The organism is Archangium primigenium (assembly GCF_016904885.1).
Lineage (GTDB): Bacteria > Myxococcota > Myxococcia > Myxococcales > Myxococcaceae > Cystobacter > Cystobacter primigenius.
The window spans coordinates 1,901,318-1,920,192 of sequence record NZ_JADWYI010000001.1; the positions used below are offsets into that span (position 1 = coordinate 1,901,318).

Annotated in this window: 15 protein-coding genes; 6 read left to right on the forward strand and 9 right to left on the reverse strand. The window is 69.8% G+C overall.

Annotated features, from left to right (window positions below; all coding sequences use genetic code 11):
• Positions 1–74: 74 nt before the first annotated feature.
• Positions 75–623: a hypothetical protein gene (locus I3V78_RS08130; RefSeq protein ID WP_204485745.1), complete on the forward strand. Its 549-nt coding sequence runs from the start codon at positions 75–77 to the stop codon at positions 621–623.
• 48 nt (positions 624–671) lie between these two features.
• On the opposite strand, the gene I3V78_RS08135 is transcribed toward I3V78_RS08130, so the two are convergent.
• Both I3V78_RS08135 and I3V78_RS08140 read right to left on the reverse strand, forming a co-directional pair.
• Positions 672–1,187 carry a peptidylprolyl isomerase gene (locus I3V78_RS08135; RefSeq protein ID WP_204485746.1) on the reverse strand — a complete coding sequence of 172 codons (516 nt, stop codon included), beginning with the start codon at positions 1,185–1,187 and terminating at the stop codon, positions 672–674.
• A gap of 119 nt (positions 1,188–1,306) precedes the next feature.
• Positions 1,307–2,110 carry an SDR family NAD(P)-dependent oxidoreductase gene (locus I3V78_RS08140; RefSeq protein ID WP_204485747.1) on the reverse strand — a complete coding sequence of 268 codons (804 nt, stop codon included), beginning with the start codon at positions 2,108–2,110 and terminating at the stop codon, positions 1,307–1,309.
• A gap of 98 nt (positions 2,111–2,208) precedes the next feature.
• Here I3V78_RS08140 and I3V78_RS08145 point away from each other — a divergent pair, with 98 nt between their 5' ends.
• Positions 2,209–3,093, forward strand: coding sequence for a LysR substrate-binding domain-containing protein (locus I3V78_RS08145; RefSeq protein WP_204485748.1), 885 nt, complete (start codon positions 2,209–2,211; stop codon positions 3,091–3,093).
• A 55-nt stretch (positions 3,094–3,148) separates the two neighbouring features.
• Here I3V78_RS08145 and I3V78_RS08150 read toward each other — a convergent pair whose 3' ends face one another.
• Positions 3,149–4,558 (reverse strand): OmpA family protein, encoded by a 1,410-nt coding sequence (locus I3V78_RS08150; protein ID WP_204485749.1) that lies wholly within the window; start codon positions 4,556–4,558, stop codon positions 3,149–3,151.
• Positions 4,559–4,635: 77 nt separating this feature from the next.
• On the reverse strand, positions 4,636–6,708 hold the full coding sequence (locus tag I3V78_RS08155) for a tandem-95 repeat protein (RefSeq protein WP_204485750.1): 2,073 nt from the start codon (positions 6,706–6,708) through the stop codon (positions 4,636–4,638).
• A 211-nt stretch (positions 6,709–6,919) separates the two neighbouring features.
• On the opposite strand from I3V78_RS08155, the gene I3V78_RS08160 reads away from it, so the two are divergent.
• Positions 6,920–7,108, forward strand: a complete 189-nt coding sequence (locus tag I3V78_RS08160; protein WP_204485751.1) for a type 2 periplasmic-binding domain-containing protein — start codon at positions 6,920–6,922, stop codon at positions 7,106–7,108.
• 7 nt (positions 7,109–7,115) lie between these two features.
• Here the strand turns inward: I3V78_RS08160 and I3V78_RS08165 are convergent, their stop codons facing one another.
• From I3V78_RS08165 to I3V78_RS08180, 4 genes are all read right to left on the reverse strand, one after another.
• A complete protein-coding gene (locus I3V78_RS08165) occupies positions 7,116–7,748 on the reverse strand; it encodes a hypothetical protein (RefSeq protein ID WP_204485752.1) in 633 nt (210 codons plus the stop codon).
• Between the two features lie 25 nt (positions 7,749–7,773).
• Positions 7,774–8,451: a hypothetical protein gene (locus I3V78_RS08170; RefSeq protein ID WP_204485753.1), complete on the reverse strand. Its 678-nt coding sequence runs from the start codon at positions 8,449–8,451 to the stop codon at positions 7,774–7,776.
• Positions 8,452–8,471: 20 nt separating this feature from the next.
• Positions 8,472–9,107 carry a hypothetical protein gene (locus tag I3V78_RS08175; protein WP_204485754.1) on the reverse strand — a complete coding sequence of 212 codons (636 nt, stop codon included), beginning with the start codon at positions 9,105–9,107 and terminating at the stop codon, positions 8,472–8,474.
• Positions 9,108–9,248: 141 nt separating this feature from the next.
• The gene (locus I3V78_RS08180) at positions 9,249–11,993 is read right to left on the reverse strand and encodes a CHAT domain-containing protein (RefSeq protein ID WP_204485755.1); all 2,745 of its coding nucleotides are present in this window, start codon (positions 11,991–11,993) and stop codon (positions 9,249–9,251) included.
• 255 nt (positions 11,994–12,248) lie between these two features.
• Between I3V78_RS08180 and I3V78_RS08185 the strand changes: the two genes are divergently transcribed.
• Both I3V78_RS08185 and I3V78_RS08190 read left to right on the forward strand, forming a co-directional pair.
• Entirely contained in the window at positions 12,249–13,505 is a 1,257-nt protein-coding gene (locus tag I3V78_RS08185) for a metallophosphoesterase family protein (protein ID WP_204485756.1), read from the forward strand.
• Positions 13,502–16,690, forward strand: coding sequence for an ATP-binding protein (locus tag I3V78_RS08190; RefSeq protein WP_204485757.1), 3,189 nt, complete (start codon positions 13,502–13,504; stop codon positions 16,688–16,690). Before I3V78_RS08185 ends, I3V78_RS08190 begins: the two co-directional genes overlap by 4 nt.
• On the opposite strand, the gene aceA is transcribed toward I3V78_RS08190, so the two are convergent.
• Positions 16,687–17,973 (reverse strand): isocitrate lyase, encoded by a 1,287-nt coding sequence (gene aceA / locus I3V78_RS08195; protein WP_204485758.1) that lies wholly within the window; start codon positions 17,971–17,973, stop codon positions 16,687–16,689. The genes I3V78_RS08190 and aceA overlap by 4 nt on opposite strands.
• 338 nt (positions 17,974–18,311) lie before the next feature.
• Between aceA and I3V78_RS08200 the strand changes: the two genes are divergently transcribed.
• Positions 18,312–18,875 (forward strand): Uma2 family endonuclease, encoded by a 564-nt coding sequence (locus I3V78_RS08200; RefSeq protein WP_204485759.1) that lies wholly within the window; start codon positions 18,312–18,314, stop codon positions 18,873–18,875.

Consider the following 18,875-nt stretch of genomic DNA (forward strand, 5'->3'; position numbering starts at 1 on the left):
AGTGCGTGGGCGTGGGATGATACTGGGGGTGTGGGTGGATGTCGACCTGGGTCCGGAAAAGGGAGGACAGACCGATGATGCGCTCGCTGCTGTCGTGTTGGGTGCTCGTGGCGGGCTGCACGAGTCCTCCCCCCGCGCCGAGGCCCTTGAGGCCACGGCCCGAGAAACTGCTGTCCGTACGGCCGGTCCGGGTGGAGGCGGGCTTCGAGGTCTGGCGGGAGGGCGAGCGGCTGAGCTTGCAGGACGGGCTGCTCATCCAATTGGAGGGATTCAGCACGGCCAAGTTCATGCCCCGCGCCGCCCTGTCCACGCCGAGCTTCGTCCTGGACACGACCGCCGTGGAGATGGTGGCCAGGCCCATGTTCGCCGGCGGGCGGGTGACGCTGCTCGCGCCTTTGCCCGCTCCCGGGACTTCCGCCCCCCTCTGGTTGTCCTACCCAGGGTTCGACCCAGAGCGCTTCCGGGGCCCCCTGCCCACCGTGAGGAAAGAAGGGAGCATCCCCGCCCCTTACGATTCGGGATGGACCATCCTGGCCCCTCCCGCCGGGACGCCTCGCGCCACCTATCCCTCGGTGGAGGCCTTGCGGCGCGAGGTCCTCTCCGCCATTCGGATAAAGGAGTGAGAGGCCGGGCAGCGCGGGCCCGGACCCATGGCCGCGGGGCGCGTGGGCTCAGCCCTGGACGTCGGCGGCGACCTTCGCGGACACGATCTTGTCCGGGTCCACCACGGGCTCGCCGCGCTTGATCTTGTCCACGTTCTCCATGCCCTCGATGACCTTGCCCCAGTACGTGTACTGCTTGTCCAGGAAGGTCGCGTTGCCGAAGACGATGAAGAACTGCGAGTTGGCCGTGTGCGGATCGTTCGTGCGCGCCATGGAGCAGGCGCCGCGCACGTGCTTCTCGTTGTTGAACTCGGCCTTCAGGTCGCTCTTGGACGAGCCGCCCATGCCCGCGCGCCGCGCATCGAACTTGGGGCCGGTGGACTTGCCGTACTCCACGTCGCCGGTCTGGGCCATGAAGCCGTCGATCACGCGGTGGAAGACCACGCCGTCATAGGCGCCCTCGCGCGCCAGCTCCTTGATGCGGGCCACGTGGCCGGGGGCGACGTCCGGGCGCATCTCGATGATGACCTTGCCCTTCGTCGTCTCCAGGATGAGGGTGTTCTCGGGATCCTTGATGTCCGCCATGGTGCTCTCCTTGGGGGCTGCGAGCTCTACGACTCGGCGACCCACTTAGGCGATCGCCCTCGGGCTTGTCGACGGCGACGTTGCGCTCGCGATGGGTATCGCACACGGACGGGGCGGGCTCAGCGGAAGCCGGCGAGGGTCAGGCCGCCATCCACCAGGAGCGACTGGCCCGTGATGAAGCGCGCCTCCTCGGTGCACAGCCACACCGCCACGTCCCCGATGTCCTCGGGCTGTCCGAGCCGCTGGGCCGGGGTCGCGGCCACGAAGGGCTGCTCGGCCCCGGGCGGGACGGTCTTGCGGAACATGGGGGTGTCGATGATGCCCGGGTTCACGTTGTTGACCCGGATGCCCTGGGCGCCCACCTCCTGCGCCACGGCGCGGGTCATCGCGTCCAGCCCCGCCTTGCTCGCGGCGTAGATGGAGGAGCCCGCCACGGGGCCCGGGGACAGCCAGGACGAGGTGTTGACGATGGCGCCGCCCGTGCCCCGACGACGCAGGGCGAGCAGCTCGTGCTTCATGCACAGCCAGGCGCCCTTGAGGTTGATGCCGACCACCTGGTCGAAGTCGGCCTCGGTCTGCTCCAGGAGGGGCGCGAAGGTGCCCTGGATGCCCGCGTTGTTGAAGGCGCAGTCCAGCCCACCCAGGCGCCGGAGCGTGGCCTCCACGAGCGCCGCCACGTCCGCCTCGCGCGAGACGTCCGCCGTCAGGGCCAGGGCGGTGCCGCCCTCGGCCTCGATCTGGTGCGCCGTGTCGGCGAGCTCCGCCTCGCGGCGGCCGGCCAGCGCGACCCGGGCCCCCTGCCGGGCGAAGGCCAGGGCGGCGGCGCGGCCAATGCCGGTGCCTCCGCCCGTCACGAGCGCGACCCGGCCCTCGAGCCGGCGGGAGGGCGGGGTGGAGGGCGCGGCGGGGGTGGGGGGCGTCATGGGGGTCTCTCCGGGAGGGGGATGGAGAGAAGGTAGAGGGCGGAACTGCTGGTGATAACGCGGGGACTGCCGTATGCACTGATGGTCAGGAGCCACCAATGAAGGGATCCGAGTTCGCCGAGCTGGCCGCGTTCGTCGCCGTCGCGCAGGAGCGCAACTTCCGGCGGGCGGCGGCGCGGCTGGGGCTGATGCCGTCGACGGTGAGCCACTCCCTGCGGGCGCTGGAGACGCGGCTCGGGGTGCGCCTGCTCAACCGGACGACCCGAAGCGTGTCGCCCACGGCGGCCGGGGAGCAGCTGTTGAGCCAGCTCGCGCCGGCCTTCGGGGACATCTCGCGCGCGGTGGAGACGGTGAACGACTTCCGGGGCAAGCCCACGGGCACGGTGCGGCTCAACATGCCCCGCCTGGTGGCCCTGGGGGTCCTGGCGCCGCGCTTCGGCGAGTTCACCCGGACCTACCCCGACGTCACGCTGGAGGTGACGGTGGAGGACGCCCTGGTGGACATCGTCGGCCGGCGCTTCGATGCCGGCATCCGGCTGGGCGAGAACGTGGGCCAGGACATGGTCGCGGTGCGCGTCACGCCCGACCAGCGTCTGGCCATCGTGGGCTCCCCCGCGTACTTCCGCGAGCGCGCGCCGCCGCGCGGACCGCTGGACCTCAAGGACCACCGGTGCGTGGGCTACCGCCTGTCCACGGGAGCGCTCGTGCGCTGGGAGTTCGAGCGGGGCGAGGAGAAGCACACCGTGGCGGTGAACGGGCCGCTGGTGCTCGAGGACTCGGAGCTCATGCGGCGGGCGGCCCTGGATGGCGTGGGGCTCATCTGCACCATGGAGAGCCATGTCACGGAGGAGCTGCGCGAGGGGCGGCTCGTGCGGGTGCTCGAGGACTGGTGCCCCCCGTTCCCGGGCTTCTTCCTGTACTACCCGAGCCGCCGGCACGTCCCGGCCGCGCTCCGGGCCTTGATCGACATGCTCAAGGTCTGAGCGGGCCTCGGCGCGTGAAGCCAAGGGGTGACCCTGGGGCTTCGCGAGCGCGGCCCTATTCTTCCTTGGGGGAGGTATTCCCCGCCGCGGGATTGTCCTGGAGGAGTCGGAACTCGATGCGCCGGTTCTTCTCGCGCCCCGCCGCCGTGTCGTTCGGCGCCAGCGGACGGGAGGAACCGAAGCCCTGGGCCGACAACCTGCTCGCCTCGATTCCCCTGGCCCGCAGGTATTGCTTCACCGCCTCGGCCCGCCGCTGCGACAGGTCCTGGTTGAGCTGCGCGTCTCCGTCCGCCGAGGTGTGTCCGGAGATCTCCAGCCGCACGTCCGGGTGCTCCTTGAGGACCGTCACCGCCTCGTTCAACAGCGCGTGTGAGCTGGCCTGGATGGTGTCCGAGGCCGCCTTGAACTGGATGCCGCTGATGACACCCGTGAAGCGCTGCACGCCCTTTGGCAGCTCATCCGGGCATCCATCCCCGTCTTGGAAGCCATTGCGTGTCTCCTGCTCGGTCGGGCACTGGTCGGCCGCGTCGGGCACGCCGTCCTGGTCGTTGTCGGGGTCCGGGCAGCCGTCCTCGTCCTGGAAGCCGTCCTTGTCCTCCGCCTCCAGGGGGCACTTGTCCTGGGAACCCAGGACGCCATCTCCGTCCTCGTCCGTCTCGGGGCAACCGTCCGCGTCGTCCACCTGATTGACCGTCTCGGCCTGGTTCACGCACTGGTCGACCGCGTCGGGCACGCCGTCCTGGTCGTTGTCGGGATCCGGGCAGCCGTCCTCGTCCTGGAAGCCGTCCTTGTCCTCGGCCTCCAGGGGGCATTTGTCCGTGTCGTCCGTGATGCCATCCCCATCCGTGTCCCGGGGTCCGGCAGGTGGCGACTGGACGGAGGCCGCTCCACCGAAACGGTAGGAAAGGCCCGCGTGCAACTCGAAGTCATTCGTGACGCCCATGCCCTGGCGGGAGGGAGGGAGCAGGTGGCGCGCATCCGCCCGCAGGGACAGCCGCGGCGCCAGGTCGTACTTGAGCCCCAGGCCCCAGTGAAAGGCGAAGTCCGAGTCATTCCCCACCTGATCCACGCCGGTGCGGCCCGTGAACGAGCTGTGGGCGCCCAGGCCCGCGAGCACGAAGGGCCGCCAGCGCCCCGGGTTCCAGAAGTGGAACAGGCCGTGGGCGCGCCACCCCAGCACGAAGACGGGCGTGCCCGCGAAGGTGTCCGAGGTGGGAATGGCGGCCAACTCGCCCTCCACCCACAGGCGGGAGCGCAGCTCATACCCCAGCCGTGCTCCCACCAGACCGGAGTGGCGGAGCGAGGGAACCAGGCCCGGATAGTCCGCCACGCCCAGCTCTCCATTCCTGGAGAAGAAATGCACGCCCCCGAAGAGGCCCGCCTCCAGGCGGCCCTCCGGCGTGCGCTCCTCGGCCCGCGCGGAGGGCACCGCCCACAGGCCCGAGGTGGCCAACACCCACCCCACGGCTGACATCCACGATTCGAAAACGAACTTCCGCATGAACATGACCTCTGAAAGGACGCGATGACGGGGGTTGGGTCTCAGTAGGCGACGACCGCGCCGTAGACGCTGGTGCCATTCGTGTAGGCCACGAATGCGCCGGAGTTGGAGGGAAGCGCCGCGACCGCCGGGAACGTACCGGCACCGATGCTCCGGGCGTCCGCCGCGCTGATCGAGGTGGCCCCGACGCGCATTCGATCAAGCTGGACGTCGCCCGTGTTGCGGCCCGTGACGACATACGCGTTGCCAAGGGCATCGGCGTCGATGGCCCGGTTGGAGGTGGCGCCAACGTCCGTGGGCAGGCCGGTCACTTGGGTGCTCGTCCCGGGCGCCGACACGGGGATGACATCGACGTTGTCATCGCCATTGGTGCCCACCGCGTAGAGAAACCCGTTCGACCCCGTCCAGTCCGAGTAGAAGGCCTGTCCGGGAGGGGTGCTCTCGGGACCGAAGCTGATGCCCATGTCGCTGCTGCGGCGGATGCGAAACGCCGGGCTGTCGCTCACCGAGAAAACATCCGCGCTGATCTTGTCCACGACGAGGTCGTGAAAGGCGCTGTTTTGCGTCACATCCGTGGACTCGAAGGCGTCTTCCCCCCGCGAGAAATTCCGCAGGACGCGCAGGGTGGTGCCGTTGACCTTGGCGGAGATGTAGATGGCGTCACCCAGGGAGTCCAGGCCAAGGGTGGCAGTCGCCACGCTGGTGAGCTCCCGGGGGCCTTCCCAGGTCGCGCCCGCGTCCAGGGTCCGGGTGAAGAGCAGCTTGCCCGGGCTCGCCGCGGCCACGACGTAGGCGACTCCCGTGGGCCCCCCTTCGATCGCGACCTCCGACGCGTTGGAGATGCCGAGGGAGGTCGGGCCCACCCAGGTCTGTCCGCGGTCCACGCTCACGCTGACATGGACGGTGTTATTGCATCGCATGACCGCGAAGAAGCGGCCCAGCGCATCCACCGCCACCTTGCGCCCCGAATTGGAGACCTGCGTGGTGCAATTCAACGTCCCACTGATGAGCTGGGCCGGAACAGTGGAGAAGGTGTCCAGCTTGCACGTGGCGTCACAGCCATCCCCAGAGGCCGTGTTGCCATCATCGCACTGCTCCCCCACGGTGCTGTCCACCAGCCCATCGCCACACACCTCGACGCCGCGGCAGTCGGCCCGGCAACCATCTCCAGCCGTCCGGTTGCCGTCGTCGCACACCTCGCCCGGATCCGTGGTGCCGTCGCCGCAGACGGGGGGCGGGGTGACCGTGAGGGTGACCGTGGCGGTGTTGGAGGTGAGCGAACCATCGCTGGCCTCGAAGGTGAAGGTGTCCTGTCCCAAGAAGCCCGGGGTCGGCCTGTAGACCCGGGTCGCCCCCGTCCCGGACAGTGTTCCGTGGGCGGGGGTCGTGGTGGTGAAGGTGAGCGCATCGCCGTCCACGTCCGTGGCGACCAGGGTGATGGTGACGCTGGTGCTCTGCGGGGTCGAGACCGTGACGGGGGTGGCCACGGGGGCGTCGTTGATGGGGTCCACCGTCACGGTGACCCGGCCGATGCTGTTGGCGCTGCCGTCCGTCACCACGTATTCGAAGCTCGCCGTGCCGTTGAAGTTGGCGTCGGGGGTGAAGGTGAGGGTGGTGCCGGAGAGGACGACGGCGCCGCCGCTCGGGTTCTGCACGCGGCTGAGGGTCAGCGTGTCTCCATCCGCGTCGGTGTCGTTGGCCAGCAGCACGCTGGCCGCCAGCGTCAGGGCCACGTCCTCGTCCGTAGTGGCCGTGTCATCTCCCGCCACCGGAGCGCTGTTGACTTCTTGAACCGTAACCCGGACGGTGGCCATGGCCGTGGCCTTGCCGTCGGAGACCGTGACCTTGAAGGCGTCTTCCCCGCTGAAGTTCGCCGTGGGCGTATACGTCACCGAGGGACCCGTGCCCGCGAGCGTGCCGTGGTTGGGGGGGGCGAACGTGACCTCGAGCGTGTCACCGTTCGCGTCCTGCGCGGAGACGGTGATGACCACCGGGGTGTTCTCGAGGGTCGTGACGTCGACGTCCGCGATCGTGGGAGGAAGGTTGGGCTTCTGGTTGTCTCCGCAGGCGACGAGCAGCGCAAGCACTACCAAGAGCGGGTACCGTGTCATCATGATTCAGTCCGATCCCAGGTGTCAGAGGGCAAACACTTCAGGGCGGCGACCTGACACATTTTCACTTGGGTTGGTAGGGAATTCATGACGGGGAGAGGATCGCCGTCTTGATCTCCGTGAGCCGGAATGGCCCCTGGCGCAAGACCGTTGTGGTGAAAGGGTTTCGGTCGGACAGGGGAGGACGTCACGGCCTTGCGGTTCGATGGGGGCGGTGCAGGGGCCGCTGGTGCTCGAGGACTCCGAGCTCATGCGGCGGGCGGCCCTGGACGGCGTGGGGCTCCTCTTGGTGCGGGTGCTCGCGGACTGGTGTCCCCCGTTCCCGGGCTTTTTCCTGTACTCCCCGAGCCGCCGCCACGTCCTAGCCGCGCTCCGGGCCTTGAGCGACATGCTCAAGGTCTGAGCGGGCCTCAGAGCGTGAAGCCGAGGCGCACCAGGTGGAGGTTGGGATCCCAGACGACCTTGTTCGTGCGGTCGTAGCCGTAGCTGGAGCCCAACAGCGGAAGATAGAGGCTGGGGGCGTCCCGGGGCACATTCCATCCCCAGCCCACGCCGCCTCCCACGAGGAAATCCAACTGGCCGATCTCGACGGGGACGCGGTAGCCGATATCCAGTCCCACCGTGACCTGGGTCGCCATGGACGAGCGCTGACTGTCTCTGTCGGACATGTCTCGGAGGATGACGCCCATGAGCTTGGGTTGGAGGAAGAAGCCCTGGTGCGGGGACGTGTCGTTCTTGAACCAGGTCGCGCCCGCGGCCAGGGCCAGCGCGAGGCTCCATCTGCTCGCGCTGCCCTGTGAATAGATGGGCGTGAGCTCGAGCATCAGCTCCCATTGTCTCCAGCGCTCCTCCAGGGGAACGCTCATGCCCACGGGCAGCATGAACAGCAAGGACTCGTCAAGGCTCGCGCCCCGGGTGAGCACCAGGAGCGAGGCCACGGGTTGGAACGTGAAGGCCGGCCGGTGTGGCTCGGGGCGACTCGCTTCCTCCTGGGCGCTCGACGCGCCCGCGACCAGACACAGCGCCACGCACAATGCTTTCATCCGAGGCTTCTCCGGGGGGATGGTTTCAAAACGTGAGGCCGATGCGCAGCAGGTGGAAGTTGGGATCCCAGACGAGCTTGCTCGTGCGGCGCGGGGACCGGCCTCCGATGACGGAGTAGAAGAGGCTGGGGGACTCCGCGGGCACGTTCCATCCCCAGCCCACGCTGCCGCCCACGAGCAGGTCCAGATGGCCTCCGCGGAACGCGTAGCGACGACCGATGTCCAGTCCAAGCGTGAGCTGGCTCGCCACCAGAGAGAGGCTCCTGCTCGGCAGGGGGCTCCCTCGGGGGTCATGGCTGATGGCGCCCACGAGCTTGGGGTGGAGGAAGAAGCCCTGGTGGGTGGCGCCTTCGTGGCTGAACCAGGCCGCGCCCCCGGCGAGGGCCAAGGCGAAGACCTTGTTCACCGGAGTGCGCGGATAGGTCGCCCGGTCACTTCGGTAGATGGGCGTGATCTCGAACATCAGCTCCCACTGCTTCCACTTGCCCCGCTGGGGGAGGCTCAGTCCCATGGGGAGCGTGACCAGGTACTCACCCCGCGGAATGAAGAGGGTGTTGAGGAAGTATGGCATCACGGGTTGGACCCAGAGGGAGGGGCGTTGCGCCTCCGGGGCCTTCGTCTCCGCCTGGGCCCACGACAGGCTCGCGACCAGACACAACACCCCGCAGAGGGGGCTCAATCGATGCAATCCCTTGGCGTTCATGGGTGTGCTCGGGGTTCGGGTCAAAGCGTGAGGCCGATGCGCAGCAGATGGAGGTTGGGATCCCAGACGCGCTTATCCTCGCGGTACCCGCTGGGCAGCTGCTCGGCCAGGGAGAGGAAGAGGCTGTTGTCCGAGGAGGGCACGTTCCATCCCCACCCCACGCTGCCCCCCAGGAGCAGGTCCAGGAATCCGCCCCGCACCGCGATGCGGTAGCCGAGGTCCAGCCCCAGGGAGAGCTGCTTCTCCACGGGGTTGAAGGGCCCTTGATAGCTCTCCGAGAAGTCGTTTCGCCTGTCGTAGGCGATGACACCCACGAGCTTGGGCTGGAGGAAGAAGCCATCATGGGCGGGCCGCTGCTGCATGAACCACGCGGTGCCCACGGCCGCGGCCATCGCGACCGCGCCTCCTCCATAGCGGTGGTTCTTGAGGATGGGCGTGAGCTCGAGCACCAGGTCCCAACGCCTGCTCATGGGGAGGTTCAGGCCCACGGGAAGCGTGGCGATGTAGGCGCCGTCCGTGAACAACGCCGCGTTGACCAGGATGGGCGCCACGGGTTGGAGCCAGAACGCGGGGCGCCGCTCCTCGGGCGCCTTTGCCTCCTCCTGGGCCCACGCCCCACCCGCGACCAGACACAGTGCCACGCACAGCGGTTTCATTCGACGCGCCCCCTCGGCTTTCTTCGTGGCGCGGACGCCAAAGCAAGGGCTGGGCCAGCACGGGAACGCGGCGGGCGCGAGGGTTTCCGCATGCAGGTCAGGACGGGCCTGTCCCGGGCCCCACGGAAATCCGTGGCGGGGTCACTCGGCCGTGGCGGAGCCCCGTGCGCAACAACTGCCCGTGCCGCGCGCGGGCATGTGAGTACAGGGCTCGGGCGAAGGGGACGCGCGATTCTGCTGGAAGGGACCCACGCCCTGGAGCGGGCCATCCTGCCCGATGGCGATGAAAGGGGCCCAGTGGGCGGGATGCGGATGGGTCTGGCGCAGCGTCTTCATGGCCGAGTGAAGCGCGGTGACGCGGCCCTGCCCCTCCAAGAGGCCCCGGTAGTAGAGCTCCATGAGGTGTCGGGTCGTCTCGTCGTTGACCTTCCACAAACTCGTCACCACGGTCTGCGCACCCGCGATCACCAGGGCTCGCCGCAGACCGTAGATACCTTGCCCGTAGAGGACATCACCCCGGCCGGTGTCACATGCGGACAACACCACGAGTTGTGTCCTCCACAGGTTCAAGCCCGACAGTTCCATGGGTGTCACCCAAGCATCCTCGGGTGGGGTGCTCCCGGCTGTCGTGTCCGGCGGAGGAGGGCTCGCGAGCACCAGGGCCGCGCGCAATTGGGGATGGTCGAAGGTCCATCGGGGCGATGCCCCGTCGCTTCCCATGCCAAAGCCGACCGCCGCGCGAGCCTTCTCGGGTCGGGGGGCCGATGACATCGAGAATGCGTGGGTTGCGATGTGCAGGATGCCGGGTGGAGCCATGCTCTTCAGTGCCTGTTTGGTGGCATCACGTCCCAGGATGAGTTTGGCTTGTGGAAGAAGCTTTTGGATGGCGTTGGCCTCGTCGCGCGCACCCGGCAGGGCGGCCCACGCGGAGCCGAGGGTGGGAGCGGCCAGGACCGAGACGGAACGGGCGGGGGCGATGTCTTCGCGCGAGGTGAGCAGGTCCTTGCCCGAGATGAGATAGGTGATGTCGAAGCGATCAACCAGGAACTGTTGGCGGTCGTGGAGCGCGGCGAAGGGGACCAGGGCCAGTGGGCCCTCGGGGGAAACGAAGAGGCGGCGACGCCCGCCAAGCGTTTCCTCCAAGGGACGGAAGATGAGATCGTAGAGTGTCTGGGTCGGCACCAGGTAGGCTTCTCCCTTCGTATCCATGGCTTGGTGCATGGCGTGGATGGCCGCGTCGATTGGTGCGGTGGGGCCCAGGTCGAGGGCGGAGGTGCTTCCGTTCGGAAAGAGCACCAGGGCGAGATACATGCGTCGCTGGCGCCCGAGTGGATCGTCGGCTCGAGGGACGATCGGCTCGTCGGTGTACGTGACGAATTCGATGAGTGCGCTGCCAGGAGCAAGTCGCTTGGCGATCTGGCTCAAGAGCTTTGAGGGGTCGTCGTCCGTCGCGGTGCTCGCTCGGATTGACGCGGACTGCTTGGCGATTTTCTCCTCGATGTACTCCGTGAGCTCGATGAGCCGTTGGGTCCTATTCCAATCGGATTCACCAGGCTGCTTGAAGACGCGAAGTCCAGAGCGCGTACTGAATTGATAATCTGTCTGGAATGTGCTTCTCCTGCTGGCGAGTTGTTTCTCAAGTTCTCGCAGTGCGCAGATGTCACATAAGGCGCTGTCGGTGGCGGGATCCTCACTCGGCAGCCAGAAATACCTGGAGTTGACTTTGCGCGCTGACTTCTCTTTTCGGCGATGGACATCAATCCGATTTTGTATGGACTCGACCCCTATCCAACTTCGCGGAGCCGCGCTTCGGGGTGATTGATCTGATTCGAGATACGGAGTTGTGTTCGCGTGCATCGCCTCGGAAATCTTCTCTCGCATGGCGGACAATAGTGCGAACGACAACAGGAGGTTTTTGTCGGCGGCACCTTGGTGGATGGTGCGAAAATTGAGTGCGCTCTCCTGGAGTGCGCGGCCCTTCCGGTGGACGGTCGCGGAGAGCGCGAGTCGCTGGAGTCGAACATTCGCCAGATCGGCGCGGACAAGCCTGAAGAGGGCTTCCTCGTCGATGCGGAGCGTGGACAGAACACGTGTCATGGGCGCTTCTGGCAGAGAGCGGAGTTCACGCTTCACATGCTCTTCTCTCAAGGCGAGCGCGCGCGCGATGAGTGGCAATGCTTCGTCGAGACGCTTCTGTGCGGTCAGTGATCTCGCGAGGTCATTGAGCGATTGGACGACGGAGGGATGATTCGGTCCGAATTCCCGTTCTTGGAGGGCAAGGGCTTCGCTGTAGAGGTTCTCGGCACGCTGGAGTTGTCCTTCGCGCATGGAGATGTTGGCGAGGCCCGCCAGGGACGCGGCAACATGACGGTGGTGCTCACCGGGTGCTGCTTCGAGGATGCGTCGGGCGCGCTCGTACAGCGCTTTTGCCGCCTTGTCGGAGAGTGCCCTTTCATGCAGATGGGCGAGGTTGTTGAGGACCTTGGCGACCTGGGGATGACTTCGCCCAAATGCCTCCTCTCGAATCTGGATCGCGCGCAGGTAGAGACGTTCGGCGCGGGTAAGATCGCCTTGATGTGCATGAAAATTGGCGAGGGTGATGAGGGGATTGGCGACACCCCAATGGGTTTTGCCCAGTGCCCGTTCCTGGTCGCAGACGGCCTGGATGAGAAGCCGCTTGGCTTCCGCGTAATTGCCTTGTCGCCAGTAGATGCCGCCGAGGAGCTCCAGGCACCGACCGATGTCTGGGTGGATGGGTCCGAAACGTTCGCGAAGGCGCGACATCGCGTCCGTGACGAGGGGAACGGCCTGGGCGTAGTGACCCTGCTCCTTGAGTCGAAGTCCCTCGGCGATGGACCGCCGGGCATTCATCAGGACGGGGTCCATCGGCGGGTGCTGCACGGTGGCACATGCCGCGCAACTCAAGGCGAGCACGAGCAACAGGCGACGAAGGAGGAGGGCGCGACCCCTCGTGCGGGGCGTTTTCGCTCCGCGAGAGGGACTCCGGTGCGGGTGGATGTCGGATTCTGGTCCGTTGGAAGATTTCCGTTCAGGATTCATACATTCAGTGAACGCGGGTCGTTGTCCGCGGGGACGGGGGGATGGGAGCTCCCCCTGCCGGGGGGCTACGCTTCATCCACGATGCGCTTCAGTTTCGTCCACGCCGCCGATCTGCATCTGGATACCCCGTTCCGAGGTGTGCCCGTCGAGTCGGCCCTGCTGGGCGCCTTCCAGCAGGCCACCTTCCGGGCCTTCACCGGCATCGTGGACGTGTGCCTGCGCGAGCGCGTCACCTTCCTGCTGCTCGCGGGCGACCTGTTCGACCTCAAGGACCGCTCGGTGCGCGCGCGGCTGGCGCTGCGGCGCGAGCTGGAGCGGCTGCACGCCGCCGGCATCCAGACGTTCATCGTCCACGGCAACCATGATCCGCTCAGCGGGGACCGGGGCACGCTCGCCCTGCCGGACTCGGTGAAGGTGTTCGGTGCCGCGTGGGAGGAGGTCGAGGTGCGCCGCGAGGGACAGGTGCTCTGCCGCGTGCAGGGCGTGTCCTACCCGGACGTGGAGGTGCGCGAGAACCTGTCCGCGCGCTTCCACCGCACCGCGCCCGGCTTCACCGTGGGCCTCTTGCACGCCAACCTCGGGGGCGCCGAGGGCCATGCCAACTACGCCCCCTGCACCCTGGAGGACCTGGCGGCGCGGGGGCTGGACTACTGGGCGCTCGGCCACGTGCACACCCGCGCCGAGTACCCGCTGCCCAACGGCGCGGTGGCCGTGTACCCGGGCAACCCCCAGGGCCGACACGTCAACGAGACCGGCGCGCGGGGCTGTGTCCTGGTGGAGGTGGAGGAGGGCCGCTCGCAGCGCCGCTTCGTGCCCGTGGACCGCGTGCGCTGGCACCGCCTGGAGGTGTCGCTCGCGGGGATCGGCTCGCTCGACGCGCTCCTGGCCGCCCTCGTCGAGCGCGTGGACGGGGCGTGCGCGGAGACCCTGGACGGGCACGCGGTGCGCCTCACCCTCGTGGGGCGGGGCCCGCTGCACCGCGAGCTGTCCCCGCCCGAGGCGCTCGCCCAGCTGGAGGCGGAGCTGCGCGAGCAGCTCGCCCAGCGCCACCCCCCCGTGCTGCTCGAGTCCCTGCGCGACACGAGCCGGCCCGAGCTGGATCTGGTGGCGGCGCGGCTGGGGGGCGGCTTCGCCGGCACGCTGCTCGCCGAGGCCGAGGCCACGAGTGCGGACCCCGCGGCCCTGGAGGCGCTGTGGGACGAGAGCGCGGAGCTGCGCGCGCTGCGCCTGCGCCTGCGCCGTCTGGGCGTGGACGTGCTGGAGACGCCCCAGGCGGGCTGGGTGAGCCAGGCGGGGGCGCGGCTGGTGGAGGCGCTGCACGAGGAGGACGGCCCATGAGGGGCGGACTGCGGATCGACGTGCTGCGCATCCAGGGCTTCGGACACTTCACGAACGCCGAGTGGGAGCTGCGGCCCGGGCTCAACCTGCTGTACGGCCCCAATGAGGCGGGCAAGAGCACGCTGCTCGCCTTCCTCCGGGGCATGTTGTTCGGCTTCGACGCGCGCTACGAGCCCGAGTCGGGCACCTGGGGCGGCGAGCTGTGCGTGAGCTCCGCCGCGGGGCCCCTGGTCATCCGCCGCGCCGCGAGCCGCCGGGGCAAGACGCTGTCGGTGTCGAGCCCCGAGGGTCTGACGCTGTCCGAGTCGGTGCTGGCCGAGGCGCGGGCCCAGGTGTCCGCGGAGCTGTTCAACGAGGTCTTCGCCTTCAGTCTGGACGAGCTGTCGAGCTTCGAGCGGCTGTCCAAGGAGGACGGCGTCTCCCGGGCGCTCTTCGCCGCCGGACTCCGGGGGGCGCGCCGGTTGCCCGAGGTGGAGAAGGCGCTGGAGAAGCGCACCGGCGAGCTGTTCAAGAAGGGCGGTCGCAAGCCCCGGCTCAACGAGGTGCTCAACCGGTTGGAGGCCGTGCGCGGACAGCTCGCGGCCCTGGAGGATCGGCCCGCGCGCTACCTGGAGGAGCGCGCGCGGCTGCTGTCCCTGGGCCGGGAGCTGGAGGAGACGCGCGGGACGCTCGAGCTCACCCAGCGTGAGCTGCGGCGGCTCGCGCGGCTGGAGGAGGCCCTGGGGGACCTGGGCGCGCTGGCGAGGCTCCAGCACGAGTTGGCGGGACTGCCCGATCTGGCCACCTTCCCGCGCGATGGCGTGGTGCGCCTGGAGGAGCTGCTCCAGCGGCGCAAGGACGCTCACGCGGCGCGGGATCGGACGCGGGCCCAGCGGGACTCGGCCGAGCGGGAGGCGGCGCGGCTGTCCGAGGTGTCCCCCGTGGACGCGCGGCAGGACGCCCTGCGAGCGGCCCTGACGGCCTTCTCCTCCCGGGCCGAGCCGTTGCGCACGCTGCCGGGCCGCCGCGTGGCGCTCGAGGCGCGGCGCGAGGAGGTGCTGCGGGCCCTGGAGGGGCTGGGGCTGGAGCTGGACGCGGACGGCGTGCGGGCCCTGGAGCTGGGCGCGGCGGCCCGGGGACAGCTGGAGTCGCTCGCGGATCGGCTGACGCGGGCCGAGGGCGAGCGCCACGAGGCGGAAGGCGTGCTCGAGCGCGCCCGCGCGGCCCGGGAGCGTCTGGCGTCCGGGCTGTCCCGGCTCCAGGGCGAGCGCGGCAAGCCGCCGACCCTGTCCCCGGCGGAGGTGCGTCAGCGGCAGATGGCGTTGGGCCGGGCACGGCTGCTGCGCATGGAGCGCGAGCAGGTGCTCGCGCAACGCGCCGACCTGCAGCAGCGGCTCCAGGCCCTGCGGGCCCAGGCCGAGCCGCCGCTCGGGGCCGCGCCGACGTCCGTGTGGGTGGGCGTGGCGGTGGGTCTGGCCCTGGTGGGCGCGCTGGGGGTGGGGGTCGCCTCGGGCGTGGGGCCGGGCCTGCTCACGCTGCTGGGCGCGCTCGCGCTCGTCGTGCCGATGGTGCTCCTGCATCGCGGCGCCCTGGCCCACCACCAGCACCAGGCCGAGGCCCAGGACGTCCGCCAGCGGCACCATGCCCAGGAGATCGCCCGGGTGCAGTCCGCCCTGGACGCGCTCACGGGGCGTCGCGCCGCGGTGGAGCGGGAGCTGGCGGGGACGATGGGCGAGGCGGGCGTCACCGGGGACGACTCCGTGACGGGGTTCGCCTCGGTGGAGGCGGCGCTCGCCGAGGCGCTGCGACAGGCGGAGCGCGCGGAGCACCTGGCCCACGAGCGGGAGGCCCGCGAGGCGGAGCACGACAGCGCGCTGCAGGACGTCCAGGCCGCGGAGCTGGCGTCGCGGCGCGCCGACATGCGCGTGCGCTCGCTGCGAGGGGACCTGTCCCTGCTGCTCGACGCGCGGGGCTTGCCGGCGAACCTGGCCCCCCAGCGGGCGGTGTCGCTGTGGCGGGACGTGGCCGAGCTGCGGCGGCGGCTCGTGGACCTGGACGCCGAGGGGCGCGCGCTGGCCGAGGACGCGGCCGGGTGCGAGGCCGTGGTGTCCCGCCTGCTCGCCGAGGCGCGCGACGCCGGGCTGGGGGAGGACGAGGCGAGCGCGGAGGCCGTGGCCTCGCGGGTGGCCGCCGCGCTGGAGGAGCGCAAGGCGCGGGACGCCGAGGCGCGGGCCCTGCGCGCGCGCGCCGAGGAGCTGCACGCCGAGGACGCCCGGCTCTCGCGCCTGCACGAGGCGGAGGCCCAGTCCGTGGCGTCCCTGCTGGCCCAGGGCGGGGGCGACTCGGAGGAGTCCTTCCGCCTGCGCGCCCGGCAGGCCGAGCGCTTCGAGGAGCTGATGCGGCAGGTGGAGGCGCGCACCTCCCGGGTCGAGGCGGCCACCGGGCTGTCCGAGGCCCGGGCCCGCGCGAGCCTCGACGGAGAAGGCGGCGAGGAGCGGCTGCGCGAGCGGCTGGGGCAGCTGCGCATCCAGGAGCCGGCGCTCGACGGGCGCCTCAAGCAGTTGCACACCGAGCAGGGCGCCGCGGAGAACCAACTGCGGCAGTGGGAGGACGACACGCGCCTGGCCGAGCTGCGCATCCAGGAGGAGCGGCTGCGCGCCGAGGCGGCGGACCTGGCCTCGCGCTACACGCGCGACACGCTGGCGCTCGAGCTCTTGTCCCGGGCCCGGCGGCGCTTCGAGCAGGAGCAGCAGCCCCGGGTCATCCAGCTCGCCTCGGAGCACTTCGCGGCGCTCACCCACGGCCGCTACCGGCGCGTCTTCGTGCCCGCGGGCGGCTCGCGCGAGCTGCGCGTGGCGGGGTCCCTCGGCGAGCGCGGTCCCGAGCAGCTCTCGCGCGGCACCCGGGAGCAGCTCTACCTGGCGTTCCGGCTGGCCGTCATCCAGGACTTCGGCGAGACGCATGGCGCCCTGCCGCTCATCCTGGACGACATCCTGGTCAACTTCGACCTCGGGCGCTCGCGGGGCACGGTGGAGCTGCTCGCGCGCATGGCCGAGCGCCACCAGGTCATCGCCTTCACCTGCCACCCGTGGCTGCGCGCGCTCTTCGAGGAGAAGGGCGCGCGGGTGGTGGAGCTGGGCGGGAGCGCCACCGGCCGGGAGGGCGCGCCGGTGGCTCCCGTGGGCTTGCGGCTCGCGGGCCGCTAGAACTGGTGGGCCTCGGTGGAGTCGGTGAGGGCGAGCGTGCTCGCGCTGCCGCCGGAGATGATCTCCGCCACCTTGTCGAAGTAGCCGGTGCCCACCTCGCGCTGGTGGCGCGTGGCGGTGTAGCCGTCCTTCTCCGAGCCGAACTCCTTCTGCTGCAGCTCGGAGTAGGCCGCCATGCCGCGCTCCTTGTACTGCCGCGCCAGCTCGAACATGCCGTGGTTGAGCGCGTGGAAGCCCGCCAGGGTGACGAACTGGAACTTGTAGCCCATGGCCCCCAGCTCGCGCTGGAACCTGGCGATGGTGGCGTCGTCCAGGTGCTTCTTCCAGTTGAACGACGGCGAGCAGTTGTACGCGAGCAGCTTGCCGGGGAACTTCGCGTGGATGCCCTCGGCGAACCTGCGCGCCTGGGCGAGGTCCGGCGTGCTCGTCTCGCACCACACCAGGTCCGCGTAGGGCGCGTAGGCCAGGCCCCGGGCGATGGCGCACTCCACGCCGCCCTTGAGCTGGTAGAAGCCCTCGGCCGAGCGCGCCGCCTCGCGGTCGATGAAGGCATGGTCGCGCTCGTCCGCGTCGCTCATGAGCAGCTTGGCGCTGTCCGCGTCCGTGCGCGCCACCAGCAGCGTGGACACCCCCATCACGTCCGCGGCGAGCCGCGCCGCCGTGAGCGTGCGCACGAACTGGCTCGTGGGCACCAGCACCTTGCCGCCCATGTGGCCGCACTTCTTCTCGCTCGCGAGCTGATCCTCGAAGTGCACGCCCGCGGCGCCCGCCTCGATCATCGCCTTCATCAACTCATAGGCGTTGAGCGGCCCGCCGAAGCCCGCCTCCGCGTCCGCGATGATGGGCGCGAACCAGTAGCGGTCCTGCTTGCCCTCGGCGTGGTCGATCTGATCCGCCCGGCGCAGGGACGCGTTGATGCGGCGCACCACGTTGGGCACGCTGTCCACCGGGTACAGGCTCTGATCCGGGTACATCTGCCCGGCGGTGTTGGCGTCGGCCGCCACCTGCCAGCCCGACAGGTAGATGGCCTGGAGCCCCGCGCGCACCATCTGCACCGCCTGGTTGCCCGTGAGCGAGCCGAGCGCGGCCACGTAGTCCTGGGTGTGGAGCAGCTCCCACAGCTTCCGGGCGCCCACCTCCGCCAGCGTGTGGCTCACGCGCAGCGAGCCCCGGAGCTTCTCCACGTCCGCCGGGGAGTAGGTGCGGGTGATGCCCTCGAAGCGCTGGGAATGGAGCTTCGCGTGGGGCGAGGCGTCGTTCGTCGTCGTCGTGGCGTCGTACATGGGTGACTCCGGCAGGGTGGGTGTGGAACGGCGTGTCAAAAGCCCTTGGCGTGGTGCGTTGTAAAACACGCGATGCGTCAGAATGTGCGCCCTCCACGAGGTGAAGGGAAGCCCGGCCGGTGCGGATTGACTGGGATGTGGAGCGGTCAACACGTCGGGCGCTAAAACTGTAAAAACGTGGGGGCGAAAACGGTCAAAGGCACGGGCGGCCCCGGCCCGTCTGGTGCGCCGAGGTGATGTCAGAGGTCAGGTCCACACTCGTTCGCATGGACCAGGACCGGGTGGTGAGGGGGCGGAGTCGGGTTGCACTCGTCGAGGGAACTCCCCATGCTGAGGGCATGACGGACGGGCCCTCGCGACGGGATGCGCTGTACGCCGAGCTGGAGAAGCTGCCACCCAACGTGGTGGGTGAGATCGTGGGGGGGGAACTGTACGTCAGCCCTCGGCCCGCGATCCGGCACGCTCGGGCGAGTACCCGGCTGGGGATCGTGCTCGGGGGTCCCTTCGACTTCGGGATGGGCGGACCCGGCGGCTGGGTGCTGCTGGACGAGCCCGAACTGCACCTGGAAGAGGACGTGCTGGTGCCCGACCTGGCGGGCTGGCGCCGGGAGCGCATGCCCGAGCTCCCCGAGGGGGTCGGCATCCGACTGGCGCCGGACTGGGTGTGCAAGGTGCTCTCGCCGTCCACGGCCGCGCTGGATCGGGCGCGGAAGATGGGGGTGTATGCCCGCGAGGGGGTGCGGCACCTGTGGCTCGTGGACCCCTCGCCCCGGACCTTGGAGGTCTACCGTTGGGAGCAGGGCCACTGGCGCGTGCTGCCCGTGCACGTGGACCAGGCGCGCGTCCGCGCCGAGCCTTTCGAGGCGGTGGAGCTGGAGCTGGGCGCGCTCTGGGAGCGCTGA

What these genes read in the sequence shown, in the direction of transcription:
- I3V78_RS08170 (WP_204485753.1), bottom strand. Translation starts at nt 8,451, where the DNA reads ATGAACGCCAAGGGATTGCATCGATTGAGCCCCCTCTGCGGGGTGTTG.
- I3V78_RS08135 (WP_204485746.1), bottom strand. Translation starts at nt 1,187, where the DNA reads ATGGCGGACATCAAGGATCCCGAGAACACCCTCATCCTGGAGACGACG.
- I3V78_RS08200 (WP_204485759.1), top strand. Translation starts at nt 18,312, where the DNA reads ATGACGGACGGGCCCTCGCGACGGGATGCGCTGTACGCCGAGCTGGAG.
- I3V78_RS08175 (WP_204485754.1), bottom strand. Translation starts at nt 9,107, where the DNA reads ATGAAACCGCTGTGCGTGGCACTGTGTCTGGTCGCGGGTGGGGCGTGG.
- I3V78_RS08190 (WP_204485757.1), top strand. Translation starts at nt 13,502, where the DNA reads ATGAGGGGCGGACTGCGGATCGACGTGCTGCGCATCCAGGGCTTCGGA.
- I3V78_RS08145 (WP_204485748.1), top strand. Translation starts at nt 2,209, where the DNA reads ATGAAGGGATCCGAGTTCGCCGAGCTGGCCGCGTTCGTCGCCGTCGCG.
- I3V78_RS08165 (WP_204485752.1), bottom strand. Translation starts at nt 7,748, where the DNA reads ATGAAAGCATTGTGCGTGGCGCTGTGTCTGGTCGCGGGCGCGTCGAGC.
- I3V78_RS08180 (WP_204485755.1), bottom strand. Translation starts at nt 11,993, where the DNA reads ATGGACCCCGTCCTGATGAATGCCCGGCGGTCCATCGCCGAGGGACTT.
- I3V78_RS08130 (WP_204485745.1), top strand. Translation starts at nt 75, where the DNA reads ATGATGCGCTCGCTGCTGTCGTGTTGGGTGCTCGTGGCGGGCTGCACG.
- aceA (WP_204485758.1), bottom strand. Translation starts at nt 17,973, where the DNA reads ATGTACGACGCCACGACGACGACGAACGACGCCTCGCCCCACGCGAAG.
- I3V78_RS08185 (WP_204485756.1), top strand. Translation starts at nt 12,249, where the DNA reads ATGCGCTTCAGTTTCGTCCACGCCGCCGATCTGCATCTGGATACCCCG.
- I3V78_RS08155 (WP_204485750.1), bottom strand. Translation starts at nt 6,708, where the DNA reads ATGATGACACGGTACCCGCTCTTGGTAGTGCTTGCGCTGCTCGTCGCC.
- I3V78_RS08140 (WP_204485747.1), bottom strand. Translation starts at nt 2,110, where the DNA reads ATGACGCCCCCCACCCCCGCCGCGCCCTCCACCCCGCCCTCCCGCCGG.